This is a genomic window from Streptomyces sp. NBC_00028, from assembly GCF_045041065.1.
In the GTDB taxonomy this organism is placed as follows: Bacteria; Actinomycetota; Actinomycetes; order Streptomycetales; family Streptomycetaceae; genus Streptomyces.
Window position 1 is genome coordinate 4,181,562 of sequence record NZ_CP108293.1, and the last position, 13,793, is coordinate 4,195,354.

Consider the following 13,793-nt stretch of genomic DNA (forward strand, 5'->3'; position numbering starts at 1 on the left):
GTAGACCTAACTACGAACTGGATACCATGTGACCACGCGCAAGACGCCTAAAGCAATATCTTGCCGACGTCTTGTCGGAACGTTCACCGAAATCGGGGCCTGCCCGGCGGATCACGCGGTGAGCACGCTCAGGTCGGCCGTCGCCCAGCGCTCGCCCAGCCCGGTCAGCGTCACGTGCCGCACCTCGTCCGTGGTGTCCCCGACCGCACGGTGGATCTGCACCTGGAGCCGGTCCTCGGTCAGCTCCTCGACCTTGCCCTCGCCCCACTCGACCACGATGACCGAGTCGGACAGCGAGACGTCGAGGTCGAGGTCCTCCATCTCGTCGAGCCCGCCGCCCAGCCGGTAGGCGTCGACATGGACGAGCGGCGGACCGTCACCGAGGGACGGGTGGACGCGGGCGATGACGAAGGTCGGGGACGTGACGGCACCCCGCACGCCCAGCCCCTCTCCCAGCCCCCGGGTCAGCGTGGTCTTGCCCGCGCCGAGTTCCCCGCTGAGCATCACGAGGTCACCGGCCCGCAGCAGCTTGGCCAGCTTCAGGCCCAGCTCGCGCATCTGCTCGGGGGAGGTGACGGTCAGCCCGGTCTCAACGGTCAGCCCGGTCTCAGCCGGGCTGTGCGGTACTGCTTCCATAACCGCCCACCGTAGCCCCTGCCGGCACCGCCCCCGCCCGGGTGAGGAGGTCGGCGAGGCGGTCGGTGACCACCTCCGGGTGCTCCAGCATCACCAGATGCCCCGCGTCCGGCACCAGCACCAGCTCGGCGTCCGGCAGCAGCCCGGCGATGGCCTCACTGTGCTCGCTGGGCGTGACGAGATCCCCGATCCCGGCCAGCACGAGCACCGGAAGGTCTCTGAAGTGAGCGAGCGCCTCGGTCTTGTCGTGGTCGGTGAACGCCGGGTAGAACTCCGCGACCACGTCGATCGGCGTCGCCTCGATCATCCGCTCGGCGAACCGGGAGACCGCGGGATCGACGTCCCGCGACGCGAACGAGTACCGCTTGATGATCCCGGCGAACAGGTCGGCGGTGGCCTGCCGCCCCTTCTCCACCAGCTCGGCCCGCTGCCCCAGCGCCTTCAGCAGCCCCGGCAGCACACGTCGTACGGCATTCACACCCGCGACGGGCAACCCGAAGTTGACCTCGCCGAGCCGCCCGGACGACGTACCCACCAGAGCCACGGCGACGACCCGCCCCCGGATGAGCTCCGGATACTGGTCGGCGAGCGCCATGACCGTCATCCCGCCCATCGAGTGCCCGACGAACACGAGCGGCCCCTCGGGCGCGGCGGCGTCGACGACGGCCTTCAGATCACGCCCGAGCTGGTCGATGTCGACCGGCACGCCGTCCTGCACCTGCCGCACCCCGCGCCCGGACCGCCCGTGGCTGCGCTGGTCCCAGTGCACGGTCCGCACGACCCCGCGCAGCGCGGCCCGCTGGAAGTGCCAGGAGTCCTGGCTCAGGCAGTACCCGTGGCTGAAGACGACGGTGACGGGCAGCGGCGCCTTCCGCCCGAAGAGGCGGCGCCGACGCGGCGCGGACCCGCCCTCCGGCTCCACCTCGTCGACCTCGTAGTACAGCTCCGTGCCGTCGTCGGCGTACGCCTTCCCCGGCATTCCGCGCAGCGAGCCGTACGGCCCGGCCGAGTCCAGTGCGAGCCGCGCCTTCTTGCGCATCCCGCGTCCGACGGTCATCCGCTCCAGGGCGACACCGGCCGCGGCACCCGCGGCGACCACTCCTATCGCGGCACCGGCGATCCCGGTCGCCCGGCGCCAGTTCCCGGCGGCCGCCCCCGTGGCGGAGGCGACGGCAAGGGCGGCCTCCGCACTGCTCTCGCTCACGTACCGCTCCTCTTCGCCGGGCTGCTGGACTGCTGGTCGCTGCTGGGCCGGTTACCCAGCTGATCCCTCGTTCACGTAAAGAACTCACGCATTCACATAGACGCGGGGAACGCGCGTTCCGATCCGGGTGACGATCTCGTACGCGATGGTCCCCGCCGCCTGCGCCCAGTCCTCGGCGGTGGGCTCGCCGCGATCACCGGGCCCGAAGAGTACGGCCTCGCTTCCGACGGCGGGCTCGTCGCCCCCCAGGTCGACGACGAACTGGTCCATGGCCACCCGACCGGCGACGGTCCGCCACTTGCCGCCGACCAGCACGGGCCCGGTGCCGGAGGCGTGCCGCGGAACGCCGTCCGCGTACCCGACCGGGATCAGTCCGAGGGTGGTCTCGCCCGGGGTGACGTAGTGATGCCCGTAACTGACCCCGTGCCCACCCGGCACCCGCTTCACCAGCGCGACGGCCGCGCTCAGCGTCATCACCGGCCGCAGCCCCAGGTCGGCCGAGCTGCCGAGCTCGGGGCTGGGTGAGATGCCGTAGACGGCGACACCGGTGCGCACCAGGTCGAAGTGGGCCTCGGGGAGGGTGAGGGTCGCGGGCGAGTTGGCGATGTGCCGCACCTCGGGGCGCACGCCGGCCTGTTCGGCGTACGCGAGCATCTCGCGGAACACGGTGAGCTGGGCGGCGATGGAGGGGTGCCCTGGTTCGTCGGCGCAGGCGAAGTGGGACCAGAGCCCGGTGATCCGGATGACCCCCTCGGCCTCGGCGAGCAGCGCGTGCGAGACCAACTCGGCCCAGTCGTCCCCGGGCTGACACCCGTTGCGCCCGAGCCCGGTGTCGCCCTTGAGCTGCACCCGAGCGGTCCTCCCCGCCGCCCGAGCCGCATCGACGACCTCCCGCAGCGCCCACATCCCGCTCACGGACACGTCGAGATCGGCCTCGACGGCCTCCCGCCAGGGCCCGCCCGGGGTCCACAGCCAGCACATGATCCGCACCCCGTCGATCCCGGCGGCACGCAGGGCGAGGGCTTCTTCGGGCGTGGCCGTCCCCAGCCAGTCGGCGCCCGCCTCCACGGCCGCGCGGGCACAGGGCACCGCGCCGTGGCCGTACGCGTCGGACTTGACCACGGCCATCAGGGCCGCTCCCGGCGCGAGGGCGCGCAGGGTCCGCACGTTCGCCCGCAGGGCGGCCAGATCAATCTCGGCGCGGGCACGCAGGGGCGCACTCGACTGGGCAGCTGTCTCACTCATGGCGCCCTCAGTCTCTCAGAGGGCCGGACGCTCCCGTCGTACGCCTGTGCTCCGGGTCGCCGCCAGGCCCCTGCCCCTGGAGCCGACGGTCACCCGGCGCGGACATCGCGCCACGCCTCCGGAATCGTCTCGGCCACGTCATGCGCCCCGGCCGGGGCCCCGTCCGCCGCGTACCGTCCGGCCAGCCCGTGCAGATACGCCGCCACGCTCCCGGCGTCCAGTGCCCCGAGCCCGGCCGCCAGCAACGACCCGGCGAGCCCTGACAGCACGTCCCCGCTGCCCGCGGTGGCCAGCCAGGCCGTCCCGGTCGGGTTCACACGCACGGCACCGCCGGCGGCGTCGGCGACGAGCGTGGTCGACCCCTTGAGCAGCACCGTGGCGGAGTACCGAGCGGCGAGCTCCCGTGCCGAGGCCAGCCGGGCCCCCTCGACCTGCCCGCGCTCCACCCCGAGCAGCGCGGCGGCCTCCCCGGCGTGCGGCGTCATGAGGGTGGGTGCGCTCCGTCGGCGTACGGCGTCCCGGGCGGCCAGCCGCAGTCCGTCCGCGTCGATCAGTACCGGCACGTCGGCCGAGAGCACCTCCTCCACGGCGGAGGCGTCGTCCCCGGCCCCCGGCCCCACGACCCAGGCCTGCACCCGCCCCGCCTGCTGCGGTCCCCCCGTGGAGACGAGCGTCTCGGGGAAGCGGGCGATCACCGCGTCCCCGGCGGGCCCGACGTACCGCACGGCTCCGGCACCGCCGCGCAGCGCCCCGGCGACGGCCAGCACCGCAGCCCCGGGGTAACGGGCCGACCCGGCGGCGATACCGACGACACCGCGCCGGTACTTGTCGCTCTCGCCGGTGGGGGTGGGCAGCAGCGCCGCGACGTCGGCGTGGTGCAGGGCCTCCAGCTCGGCGCCGGCCGGCAGCTCAAGGCCGATGTCGACCAGCCGTACCGACCCGGCGTACTCCCGCGCGGGATCGATCAGCAGCCCCGGCTTGTGCGCCCCGAAGGTGACGGTGAGGTCGGCCCGCACCGCGCCGCCGTGCACCTCGCCGGTGTCGGCGTCGACCCCGCTGGGCAGATCGACGGCGACGACGGCGGCCCGGGACCGCTCGGCGACGGCGACCAGCCGGTCCGCATCCGGCCGGAGCCCGCCCTTGCCGCCGATCCCGACGATGCCGTCGAGGACGAGGTCGGCCCGCAGGAGCGCCTCTTCGGCGGACCCTGCTGCGACGACCGTTCCTCCGGCCCGCCGCAACGCGGCCAGCCCACCGGCGTGGGCGCGCTCCGGCGCGAGCAGCACGGCGGCGACCCCGGCCCCCCGGCGGGCGAGCCGGGCGCCGGCGTGGAGCGCGTCGCCCCCGTTGTCGCCGCTGCCGACGAGCAGTACGACCCGCCGCCCGTACACCCGGCCCAGCAGATCGGCGCAGGCGGCGGCCAGCCCGGCGGCGGCCCGTTGCATGAGCGTGCCCTCCGGCAGCCGTGCCATGAGTTCCCGCTCGGCGGCCCTGACGGTCTCCACGCTGTAAGCAGTACGCATGGAGAGGAGTCTCCCCGCTGCTACCCCTCCGCCACCACAACCGCCGAGGCGACACCGGCATCGTGACTGAGCGACACATGCCAGGACTGCACACCGAGTTCGGCCGCCCGGGCGGCGACACTCCCGAAGACCCGCAGCCGGGGCTGCCCACTGTCCTCGACGTACACCTCGGCGTCGGTCCACAGCAGCCCGGCGGGCGCCCCCAGCGCCTTGGCCAGGGCCTCCTTCGCGGCGAACCGGGCGGCGAGGGAGGCCACGCCCCGCCGTTCCCCGCTCGGCAGGAGCAACTCGCTCTCCAGGAACAGCCGCTGGGCCATCCCGGGCGTGCGCTCCAGCGACACCGCGAACCGGTCAATCTCCGCCACGTCGATACCGACCCCGATGATGCTCACCCGCGCACTCTACGGAACGCCCCGTCCAAGGCAGGCCCCACCACCCCGGACGCGGTACACACGAAGTGATGCACCAGGTCCGATTCCCGTGTGTCCGCGCGGAGTTGGGATCACGCTCACCACAGACTGCGACGGTCTCCCCCCATCGAGAGAAGATCGGCACCTGTGGAAGTCTGGCTGCTCAACAACTTCAGCACCACCGCCCTGGCCACCCTGCTCGTGGGCAGCGCCCTGCTCATCGGAGTGGGCGGTGTCGCGCTGATGCGCTGGCGGTTCCGGCACCTGGTGGACACCGGCGAGCACAACGACATGATCGGCGTCGTGCTCGGGATGTACGCCGCGATCTACGGCATCATCCTCGCCTTCGTCGTCGTCGCCGAGTGGGAGAGCCTCAACGACGCGACCACCAACGTGGCCGCCGAGGCCTCCCAGACCGCCGAGGTGCTGCGCACCGCCGACGCCTTCCCCGCCGGACAGCGGGAGCGGATCACCGCGGCGATGCACGCCTACGTCCACTCCGTCGTCGAGAAGCAGTGGCCCCTGATGCGCGAGGGCAGGCCCGACCCCAACCTGACCGAACCCCAGATCAAGGGCCTGTACAAGGCGTTCCAGGACTACGAGCCGCGCACCGAGTCCCAGAAGGCGTACTACTCCGAGGCCGTCTCCACGCTCGGCTCACTCGCCTCGGCCCGCCGCACCCGCCTCTCCGACTCCCAGCAGCAGCTCCCCGTCCTGCTCAGCGTCCTCGTCTACGGCGGCGCGCTCATCATGCTGCCCCTGACCTTCCTCTACGGCATCCGGGACGTACGCGCCCAGCTGATGTTCGTGACGTCGGTCGCGGTCCTGATCGGGGTGAGCGTGCTGCTGTGTCTGACCCTGGACCGGCCGTTCTCGGGGGACCTGGCGGTGAGCCCGGCACCGTTCAGACAGGGCGTACTGGCCCAGTTCTGGCGGTGACGGGCCCGCCGCGGGCCGCTCACTCCACCGTCACCGACTTCGCGAGGTTCCGCGGCTGGTCCACCTCGTTGCCCCGGGCCGTCGCCAGCTCACACGCGAACACCTGCAACGGGACCGTGGCGACCAGCGGCTGAAGCAGAGTGGGCGTGGCCGGAATCCGGATCAAGTGGTCGGCGTACGGCACCACCGCCTCGTCCCCCTCCTCCGCGATGACGATGGTCCGGGCCCCGCGCGCCCGGATCTCCTGGATGTTGGACACGATCTTGTCGTGCAGCACCGACCGCCCGCGCGGCGACGGCACGACCACCACCACCGGCAGATCGTCCTCGATCAGCGCGATCGGCCCGTGCTTGAGCTCACCCGCCGCGAACCCCTCGGCGTGCATGTAGGCGAGCTCCTTGAGCTTCAGGGCGCCCTCCAGCGCGACCGGGTAGCCGACATGCCGCCCGAGGAAGAGCACGGTGTCCTTGTCGGCGAGCGATCGCGCGAGCGCCCGTACCGGCTCCATCGTCTCCAGGACCCGGTCCACCTCGCCGGAGATCTTCGACAGGTCCCGGATGACGGCGACGATCTCGTCGCCCCACTTGGTGCCCCGCACCTGGCCCAGATACAGGGCGACCAGGTAACACGCCACCAGCTGGGTCAGGAACGCCTTGGTCGAGGCGACCGCGACCTCGGGACCGGCGTGCGTGTACAGCACGGCGTCCGACTCGCGCGGGATCGTCGAGCCGTTGGTGTTGCAGATGGCCAGCACCTTGGAGCCCTGCTCGCGCGCGTGCCGCAGCGCCATCAGCGTGTCCATGGTCTCGCCGGACTGGGAGATGGCGATCACCAGGGTCCGCGGGTCCAGGATCGGATCGCGGTAGCGGAACTCGCTGGCCAGCTCCACCTCGCAGGGGACCCGCGTCCAGTGCTCGATGGCGTACTTGGCGATCAGCCCCGCGTGGAAGGCCGTACCGCAGGCGACCACGACGACCTTGTCGATCTCCCGCAGCACCCCCGGCGGGATCCGCACCTCGTCCAGGGTCAGCGACCCGGCCGCGTCGATGCGCCCGAGGAGCGTGTCGGCGACCGCCTTCGGCTGCTCGGCGATCTCCTTGAGCATGAAGTAGTCGTAGCCGCCCTTCTCGGCAGCCGAGGCGTCCCAGTCCACGTGGTAGGACCTGACCTCCGCCGGACGCCCGTCGAAGCCGGTCACCGTCACCCCGTCGCGGCGCAGCTCGACGACCTGGTCCTGGCCGAGCTCGATGGCGGAGCGGGTGTGCGCGATGAAGGCCGCCACATCGGACGCGAGGAACGCCTCCCCCTCCCCCACACCCACCACGAGCGGCGAGTTCCGCCGGGCCCCGACGACCACGTCCGGCTCGTCCGCGTGCACGGCGACCAGCGTGAACGCCCCGTCCAGACGTCGGCACACCAACCGCATCGCCTCGGCCAGGTCCCCGCAGGAGGAGAACTCCTCGGCGAGCAGATGCGCGACGACCTCGGTGTCGGTCTCGGACGCCAGATCGTGGCCGCGCTCGGTCAGTTCGGCCCGGAGCGCGGCGAAGTTCTCGATGATCCCGTTGTGGACGACCGCCACCCGCCCGGCGTTGTCGAGATGCGGATGCGCGTTGGCGTCCGTGGGCCCGCCGTGCGTGGCCCAGCGGGTGTGCCCGATGCCGGTCGGCCCGGTCGGCAGCGGCCGGTCGACCAGCTCCTTCTCCAGGTTGACCAGCTTCCCGGCCTTCTTCGCCGCGGCGAGCCCACCGTCGGCGAGGACGGCGACACCCGCCGAGTCGTACCCCCGGTACTCCAGCCGCTTCAGTCCGGCCGTCACGACCTCGAGCGCAGACTGCGACCCCACGTATCCCACGATTCCGCACATGCGCGGCAGCCTACGCACGATCGGCCGACCAAAAGGGCTTCCGCGTGCCCGATATCGGAAATTCCCACGGCCATACGAACGCGGTGGTAAGGACCCTGGCGTACGAGCCTCGGTGGAGGCGTGACGGACCCCACCCGCCAACTCGTTCAAACTCCGTTAACAATGGACTGTGATCTCTCCGGTCTCCTCGACCCCCCGGAGCGCCCACCGGAACAAGCCGGAGGCGACTCCCTACGTCGACCTCACCCGTTCCGAGTGGAGCGCACTGCGCCACAAGACGCCCCTGCCCCTGACGGCGGAGGAGGTCGAGCGACTGCGCGGCCTCGGCGACGTCATCGACCTCGACGAAGTGCGGGACATCTACCTCCCGCTCTCCCGCCTCCTCAACCTCTACATCGGCGCCACGGACGGCCTCAGAGGCGCCCTGAACACCTTCCTCGGCGAGACGGGCACCCAGACCGGCACCCCGTTCGTCATAGGGGTCGCGGGCTCGGTCGCCGGCGGCAAGTCCACCGTCGCCCGGCTCCTCCAGGCGCTGCTCTCCCGCTGGCCCGAGCACCCGCGCGTCGAGCGGGTGACGACGGACGGCTTCCTGCTCCCCACCAGGGAGCTCCAGGCACGCGGCCTGATGTCGAGGAAGGGCTTCCCCGAGTCGTACGACCGCCGGGCCCTGACCAAGTTCGTCGCCGACATCAAGGCGGGCAAGGACGAGGTCACGGCACCCGTCTACTCCCACCTCATCTACGACATCGTCCCCGACGAGAAGCTCGTGGTGCGCCGCCCGGACATCCTGATCGTCGAGGGCCTCAACGTCCTCCAGCCGGCGCTCCCCGGCAAGGACGGCCGCACCCGCGTCGGCCTCGCCGACTACTTCGACTTCAGCGTGTACATCGACGCCAACCCCGACGACGTCGAGCGCTGGTACCTCAACCGCTTCAAGAAGCTGCGCCAGACGGCCTTCCAGGACCCCAACTCGTACTTCCGCAAGTACACCCAGGTCTCCGAGGAGGAGGCCCTCGACTACGCCCGCACCCAGTGGCGCACCATCAACAAGCCGAACCTGGTGGAGAACATCGCCCCCACCCGGGGCCGCGCCACCCTCGTCATCCGCAAGGGCCCGGACCACAAGGTGCGCCGGTTGAGCCTGCGCAAGTTGTGAACAAATGACCGGGGCCTGTTAGAAAAGGCGTCATGCTGCATCTGCGTCTGATCACACCGTCCGACACGACGGACGACGTGGTCCGCCTGATCGAGAAGACCGTCGGTACCACCCACCTCGTCGTGGTGCCGAACGCGGCCCGCAACCCGGTGGGCGATGTCGTGATGTGCGACGTGGCCCGCGAGGCGGGCGACGAACTCATCGGCGCCCTGCGTGAGTTGGGACTGGACAAGACCGGCTCGATCGCCGTCGAGAACATCGACCTGTCGCTGTCCAAGCGGGCGGACAAGGCCGAGGACGAAGCACCGGGCGAGGGCGCCGACGCGGTCCTGTGGGAGCACCTGACGGACGCCACCCACGAGGAGTCGACGCTCTCCATCACCTACGTCGCCTTCATCACCCTGGCCACCATGATCGCGGCCTGCGGCGTGGTCCTCGACAACGCGATCCTCATCGTCGGCGCCATGGCCGTCGGCCCGGAGTTCGGCCCCCTGGCCGCCTTCAGCACGTCCATCGTCCAACGCCACCCCCGACTGGCGCTGCGCTCCCTGATCGCCCTGCTGGTGGGCTTCGCGGTGGCGATGGCGGTGACGGTGGGCTTCAGCTGGTTCATGGACGCCGCGACCCTGTTCCACAAGTCCGACCTGGAGGGCGACCGCCCCAACACGGCCTTCGTCTACGCCCCGGACGCCTTCTCCTTCGTGGTGGCGGTCCTGGCGGGCATCGCCGGCACGCTGTCCCTGACGTCGGCGAAGTCGGGGGCGTTGGTGGGAGTCGCTATCTCGGTCACGACAGTGCCGGCAGCGGCGAACGCGGCAGTGGCCCTGGCCTACGGCGACACAGAGCAGATGCTCGGCTCCACGAACCAACTCCTGCTGAACCTACTGGGCATCGTCATGGCGGGCACCCTGACACTGCTCATCCAGAAGTGGCTATGGAAACGCCCTAAGGCTCAACGCCCTTAGGGGCGCGGGGAACTGCGCGACAAGCCACAACGAACCCGCAGCCCGCAACACACAGAACCCCCACCCCCAACCCGGAACAGCCCTACCCCAGCGCCGACTTGACGGCATCAGCAAGCCGCCCAGCCACAGACCGCGCCTGATCAATGTCCGCGGCCTCGACCATCACCCGAACCAACGGCTCGGTCCCGGAAGGCCGCAGCAACACCCGCCCGGTCTCACCGAGTTCCCGCTCAGCCTCGGAAACGGCGGCAGCGAGCTCCGCGGAACTCCCCACCCGAGTCCGATCCACGTCCGGCACATTGATCAGTACCTGAGGCAACCGCTCCATCACACCGGCGAGTTCCCGCAGCGACCGCCCGGTCTCAGCAACCCGCGCCGCGAGCAGCAGCCCGGTCAACGTCCCGTCCCCGGTAGTGGCGTGATCCAGAATAATGACGTGCCCGGACTGCTCACCCCCGAGCGCGTAGCCGTGCTCCTTCATCGACTCCAGCACATACCGGTCCCCCACAGCCGTCTGCACCAGCGTCAGCCCCTCCCGCTCAAGCGCCAGCTTGAACCCGAGGTTGGACATGACCGTCGCGACAACGGTGTCGGCCCGCAGCACGGACCGCTCCCGCATGGCCAGCGCCAGCACGGCCATGATCTGGTCGCCGTCGACTTCGTCACCGGTGTGGTCGACGGCGAGGCACCGGTCCGCGTCCCCGTCGTGCGCGATACCGAAGTCCGCACCGTGCTCCACGACCGCTGCCTTCAGCAGCCCGAGGTGCGTGGACCCGCACCCGTCGTTGATGTTGAGCCCGTCCGGGTCGGCCCCGATCGTGATGATCTCGGCACCGGCCCGCGAGAACGCCTCCGGCGACACCCTCGCGGCAGCGCCGTGCGCCTCGTCGAGGACGATCTTCAGCCCGTCGAGCCGGTTCGGCAGCACACCGATCAGATGGGCGACGTACTGATCGAAGCCCTCCAGATACTCCCGCACCCGCCCGACGCCCGAGCCGGTCGGCCGCTCCCAGGGCTCGCCGTGCCGGTGGGCGTCGTAGACCGACTCGATCCGGTCCTCCAGCTCGTCGTCGAGCTTGTGCCCGCCGCGGGCGAGGAACTTGACGCCGTTGTCGGGCATCGCGTTGTGGCTGGCGGAGAGCATGACGCCGAGGTCGGCGCCGAGGACGCCCGTGAGATACGCCACGGCCGGGGTCGGCAGCACACCGACCTTCAGCACGTCGACGCCGGCGCTCGCCAGGCCCGCCACCACGGCGGCCTCCAGGAACTCCCCGGACGCACGCGGGTCCCGTCCGACCACCGCCGTCGGCCGGTGGCCCTCGAAAGTACCCGCCTCGGCCAGCACGTGGGCCGCCGCGACGGACAGACCGAGCGCCATCTCGGCGGTCAGGTCCGCGTTGGCGACGCCGCGCACGCCGTCCGTGCCGAAGAGTCGTCCCACTTGTCCTCCTGATGAAGCGTCACTTTCGAGGTCACCTTCGGAGATCACCCAGGATCACCCGATCACACAAGCCTTTGAGCGTCTTGTGCCGTTATACGCCCAAGGCTGTGATAAACGAACGCCCCGGCGGCACTGTGGCGTGCCGCCGGGGCGTTCGGACGTACTGCTGAAGTGCGAGTACGGGCTGCAGGCAGCGAAGCTTAACGCTTGCTGTACTGCGGAGCCTTACGGGCCTTCTTCAGACCGGCCTTCTTGCGCTCGACCGCACGGTCGTCGCGGCGGAGGAAGCCGGCCTTCTTGAGGGCGCCACGGTTGTTGTCGACGTCGGCCTCGTTCAGCGCACGGGCGACACCGAGACGGAGCGCACCGGCCTGACCGGAGACACCGCCACCCGCGATGCGGGCGATGACGTCGTAGCGGCCGTCGAGCTCGAGCACCTTGAAGGGCTCGTTGACTTCCTGCTGGTGCACCTTGTTGGGGAAGTAGTCCTCAAGGGTGCGACCGTTGATCTTCCACTTGCCGGTGCCCGGGACGATCCGGACGCGGGCGATGGCGTTCTTGCGACGGCCCAGGCCGGCGGCCGGCTGCGGGTCGCCGAAGCGGCCGGCGAGGGACTCCGAGGTGTACTCGCCCTCGACGGGGACCTCGGACTCGGTGGTGTAGCTGTCGATGTCGACGAGCTCGGTCTCGGTCTCTTCGACCGGCTGCTCAGCGGTGGTCTCGGCCACGATGCTCCTCAGATTCTTTTCTGTTTAGGGGGTGGCCGGAACTACTGCGCGACCTGGGTGATCTCGAACGGCACCGGCTGCTGGGCAGCGTGCGGGTGCTGGTCGCCCGAGTAGACCTTCAGCTTCGAGAGCATCTGACGACCCAGGGAGTTCTTGGGGACCATGCCCTTGATGGCCTTCTCGACGGCCTTCTCCGGGTTGTCACGGAGCAGGTCGTCGTAGCGGACCGAACGCAGACCACCCGGGTAACCGGAGTGGCGGTACGCCAGCTTCTGGGTCCGCTTGTTGCCGGACAGGTGCACCTTGTCGGCGTTGATGATGATGACGAAGTCGCCCATGTCCATGTGCGGGGCATAGGTCGGCTTGTGCTTGCCGCGGAGGAGGTTCGCGGCGGTGGTGGCCAGACGGCCCAGGACGACGTCCTGAGCGTCAATGACGTGCCACTGGCGAGTCACATCGCCGGGCTTAGGGCTGTACGTACGCACTTCTCAGCCTTCTTCTTCAGGGATGGGTGCTGACACAGGCATCCTTGAAGCGATCGTGCAGCTGGGGACGACAGAAGCCGGGAACACTGCCCGTATGCCGCCCACTGGTAACTGCTCCAGGGAACCTACGCACTGGCTTCTGGCGTCAGAACGACCAAGCCAATACGCATAACAAACCGCAAGGGTACTAGCGCTACCCCGGACGGGTCAAAACGAGCGGGCCCGACGGCCCCACGCGTCCCCCCTCTATGATGCGCCCCATGAGCTTTGGGCAGCAGGGGGGACCCCAGTCCCAGTGGGATCCCTGGAAACCGAATTCCCAGCAGCCGTGGAACGGCGCCGACGACGGTCGGACCCCGGACTGGGCGGCGCTCGCGGAGGCGTCGGAGACCCGTAACAAGCGGCGCAAGCTGCTGTTCATCGTCGGTGGCGCCCTCGCCACCGCGGCGATAGGCACCGCCGTCGCCATGGCCGTGGTCTCGGCCAACGGCGGCGACGAGGCGTCCACCACGTCGTCACTGCCCGCGACGGCCGACATACCGAGCCAGTCCGCGACCGACCCGTCCTTTGCGCCGACCAGCGCCCCGCCGCCGCTGGACCCGAAGGACTTCGTCTCCAGCAAGAACAAGGACACGGCGCCGCTGAGCGCGGAGATCCTCTTCCCGGGCACCCAGCTGACCATGGGCGAGACGGTCTACAAGAAGGGCGCCACGGCCGACACCAAGAAGTGCGCCTCGGCCGCCAACGCCAACGGCACCCTCGGCAAGATCCTCACGGCCAACGGCTGCACCCTCGTGATGCGGGTCTCGTACATGAAGGACGGCGTCGCGGTGACGGTCGGCGTGGCCGTCTTCGACACCGAGGCCCAGGCGAAGAAGGCCAAGGGCCAGGCCGACAACAAGAGCGTCATCGCCTCGCTGTCCGGCGACGGCGTGAAGGCCTTCTGCAACGCCGCGGTGTGCCGTACGACGACCAATTCCTACGGCCGCTACGCCTACTTCACCACCGCCGGTTTCCTCAACGGCAAGAACGTCACGGAGAAGAGCACCAAGGTCGAGTCGATCGGCAACGACCTGGCCGAGTTCGCCTTCCGCCAGATCCGCCGCCGCGGCCAGGCCCAGGCGTCGGCGGCAGCGGCCGGGTGACACCCGCCGAAACCGTGTGAGACCCTCCACAGTCGTCGATCATCAG

Annotated in this window: 13 protein-coding genes; 4 read left to right on the forward strand and 9 right to left on the reverse strand. The window is 70.4% G+C overall.

Annotation, left to right across the window (positions count from 1 at the left end; genetic code table 11):
- Positions 1–111 precede the first annotated feature (111 nt).
- The 5 genes from tsaE to OG885_RS18460 form a co-directional block, all read right to left on the reverse strand.
- A complete protein-coding gene (tsaE, locus tag OG885_RS18440) occupies positions 112–636 on the reverse strand; it encodes a tRNA (adenosine(37)-N6)-threonylcarbamoyltransferase complex ATPase subunit type 1 TsaE (protein WP_405732671.1) in 525 nt (174 codons plus the stop codon).
- On the reverse strand, positions 608–1,840 hold the full coding sequence (locus OG885_RS18445) for an alpha/beta fold hydrolase (protein WP_405732674.1): 1,233 nt from the start codon (positions 1,838–1,840) through the stop codon (positions 608–610). Before OG885_RS18445 ends, tsaE begins: the two co-directional genes overlap by 29 nt.
- Positions 1,841–1,924: 84 nt before the next feature.
- Positions 1,925–3,085, reverse strand: a complete 1,161-nt coding sequence (gene alr / locus OG885_RS18450; RefSeq protein WP_405732677.1) for an alanine racemase — start codon at positions 3,083–3,085, stop codon at positions 1,925–1,927.
- Between the two features lie 89 nt (positions 3,086–3,174).
- Entirely contained in the window at positions 3,175–4,608 is a 1,434-nt protein-coding gene (locus OG885_RS18455; RefSeq protein ID WP_405732680.1) for an NAD(P)H-hydrate dehydratase, read from the reverse strand.
- Positions 4,609–4,628: 20 nt separating this feature from the next.
- Positions 4,629–5,000, reverse strand: coding sequence for a holo-ACP synthase (locus OG885_RS18460; protein WP_405732683.1), 372 nt, complete (start codon positions 4,998–5,000; stop codon positions 4,629–4,631).
- Positions 5,001–5,165: 165 nt separating this feature from the next.
- Between OG885_RS18460 and OG885_RS18465 the strand changes: the two genes are divergently transcribed.
- Positions 5,166–5,957 carry a DUF4239 domain-containing protein gene (locus OG885_RS18465; protein WP_405732687.1) on the forward strand — a complete coding sequence of 264 codons (792 nt, stop codon included), beginning with the start codon at positions 5,166–5,168 and terminating at the stop codon, positions 5,955–5,957.
- A 19-nt stretch (positions 5,958–5,976) separates the two neighbouring features.
- Here the strand turns inward: OG885_RS18465 and glmS are convergent, their stop codons facing one another.
- On the reverse strand, positions 5,977–7,824 hold the full coding sequence (gene glmS, locus OG885_RS18470; RefSeq protein WP_405732690.1) for a glutamine--fructose-6-phosphate transaminase (isomerizing): 1,848 nt from the start codon (positions 7,822–7,824) through the stop codon (positions 5,977–5,979).
- Between the two features lie 169 nt (positions 7,825–7,993).
- On the opposite strand from glmS, the gene coaA reads away from it, so the two are divergent.
- Together coaA and OG885_RS18480 are read left to right on the forward strand one after the other, a co-directional pair.
- Positions 7,994–8,983, forward strand: coding sequence for a type I pantothenate kinase (gene coaA, locus OG885_RS18475; protein ID WP_405732693.1), 990 nt, complete (start codon positions 7,994–7,996; stop codon positions 8,981–8,983).
- Between the two features lie 32 nt (positions 8,984–9,015).
- Positions 9,016–9,948, forward strand: coding sequence for a DUF389 domain-containing protein (locus OG885_RS18480; RefSeq protein ID WP_405732696.1), 933 nt, complete (start codon positions 9,016–9,018; stop codon positions 9,946–9,948).
- Positions 9,949–10,030: 82 nt separating this feature from the next.
- Here OG885_RS18480 and glmM read toward each other — a convergent pair whose 3' ends face one another.
- The 3 genes from glmM to rplM form a co-directional block, all read right to left on the reverse strand.
- Positions 10,031–11,389, reverse strand: coding sequence for a phosphoglucosamine mutase (gene glmM, locus OG885_RS18485; protein WP_405732699.1), 1,359 nt, complete (start codon positions 11,387–11,389; stop codon positions 10,031–10,033).
- Positions 11,390–11,589: 200 nt separating this feature from the next.
- Positions 11,590–12,117 (reverse strand): 30S ribosomal protein S9, encoded by a 528-nt coding sequence (gene rpsI, locus OG885_RS18490; protein ID WP_362666740.1) that lies wholly within the window; start codon positions 12,115–12,117, stop codon positions 11,590–11,592.
- A 41-nt stretch (positions 12,118–12,158) separates the two neighbouring features.
- Positions 12,159–12,602, reverse strand: coding sequence for a 50S ribosomal protein L13 (rplM, locus tag OG885_RS18495; RefSeq protein ID WP_059192890.1), 444 nt, complete (start codon positions 12,600–12,602; stop codon positions 12,159–12,161).
- A 260-nt stretch (positions 12,603–12,862) separates the two neighbouring features.
- On the opposite strand from rplM, the gene OG885_RS18500 reads away from it, so the two are divergent.
- Positions 12,863–13,747, forward strand: coding sequence for a hypothetical protein (locus OG885_RS18500; protein ID WP_405732704.1), 885 nt, complete (start codon positions 12,863–12,865; stop codon positions 13,745–13,747).
- The last annotated feature ends 46 nt before the right edge of the window (positions 13,748–13,793 follow it).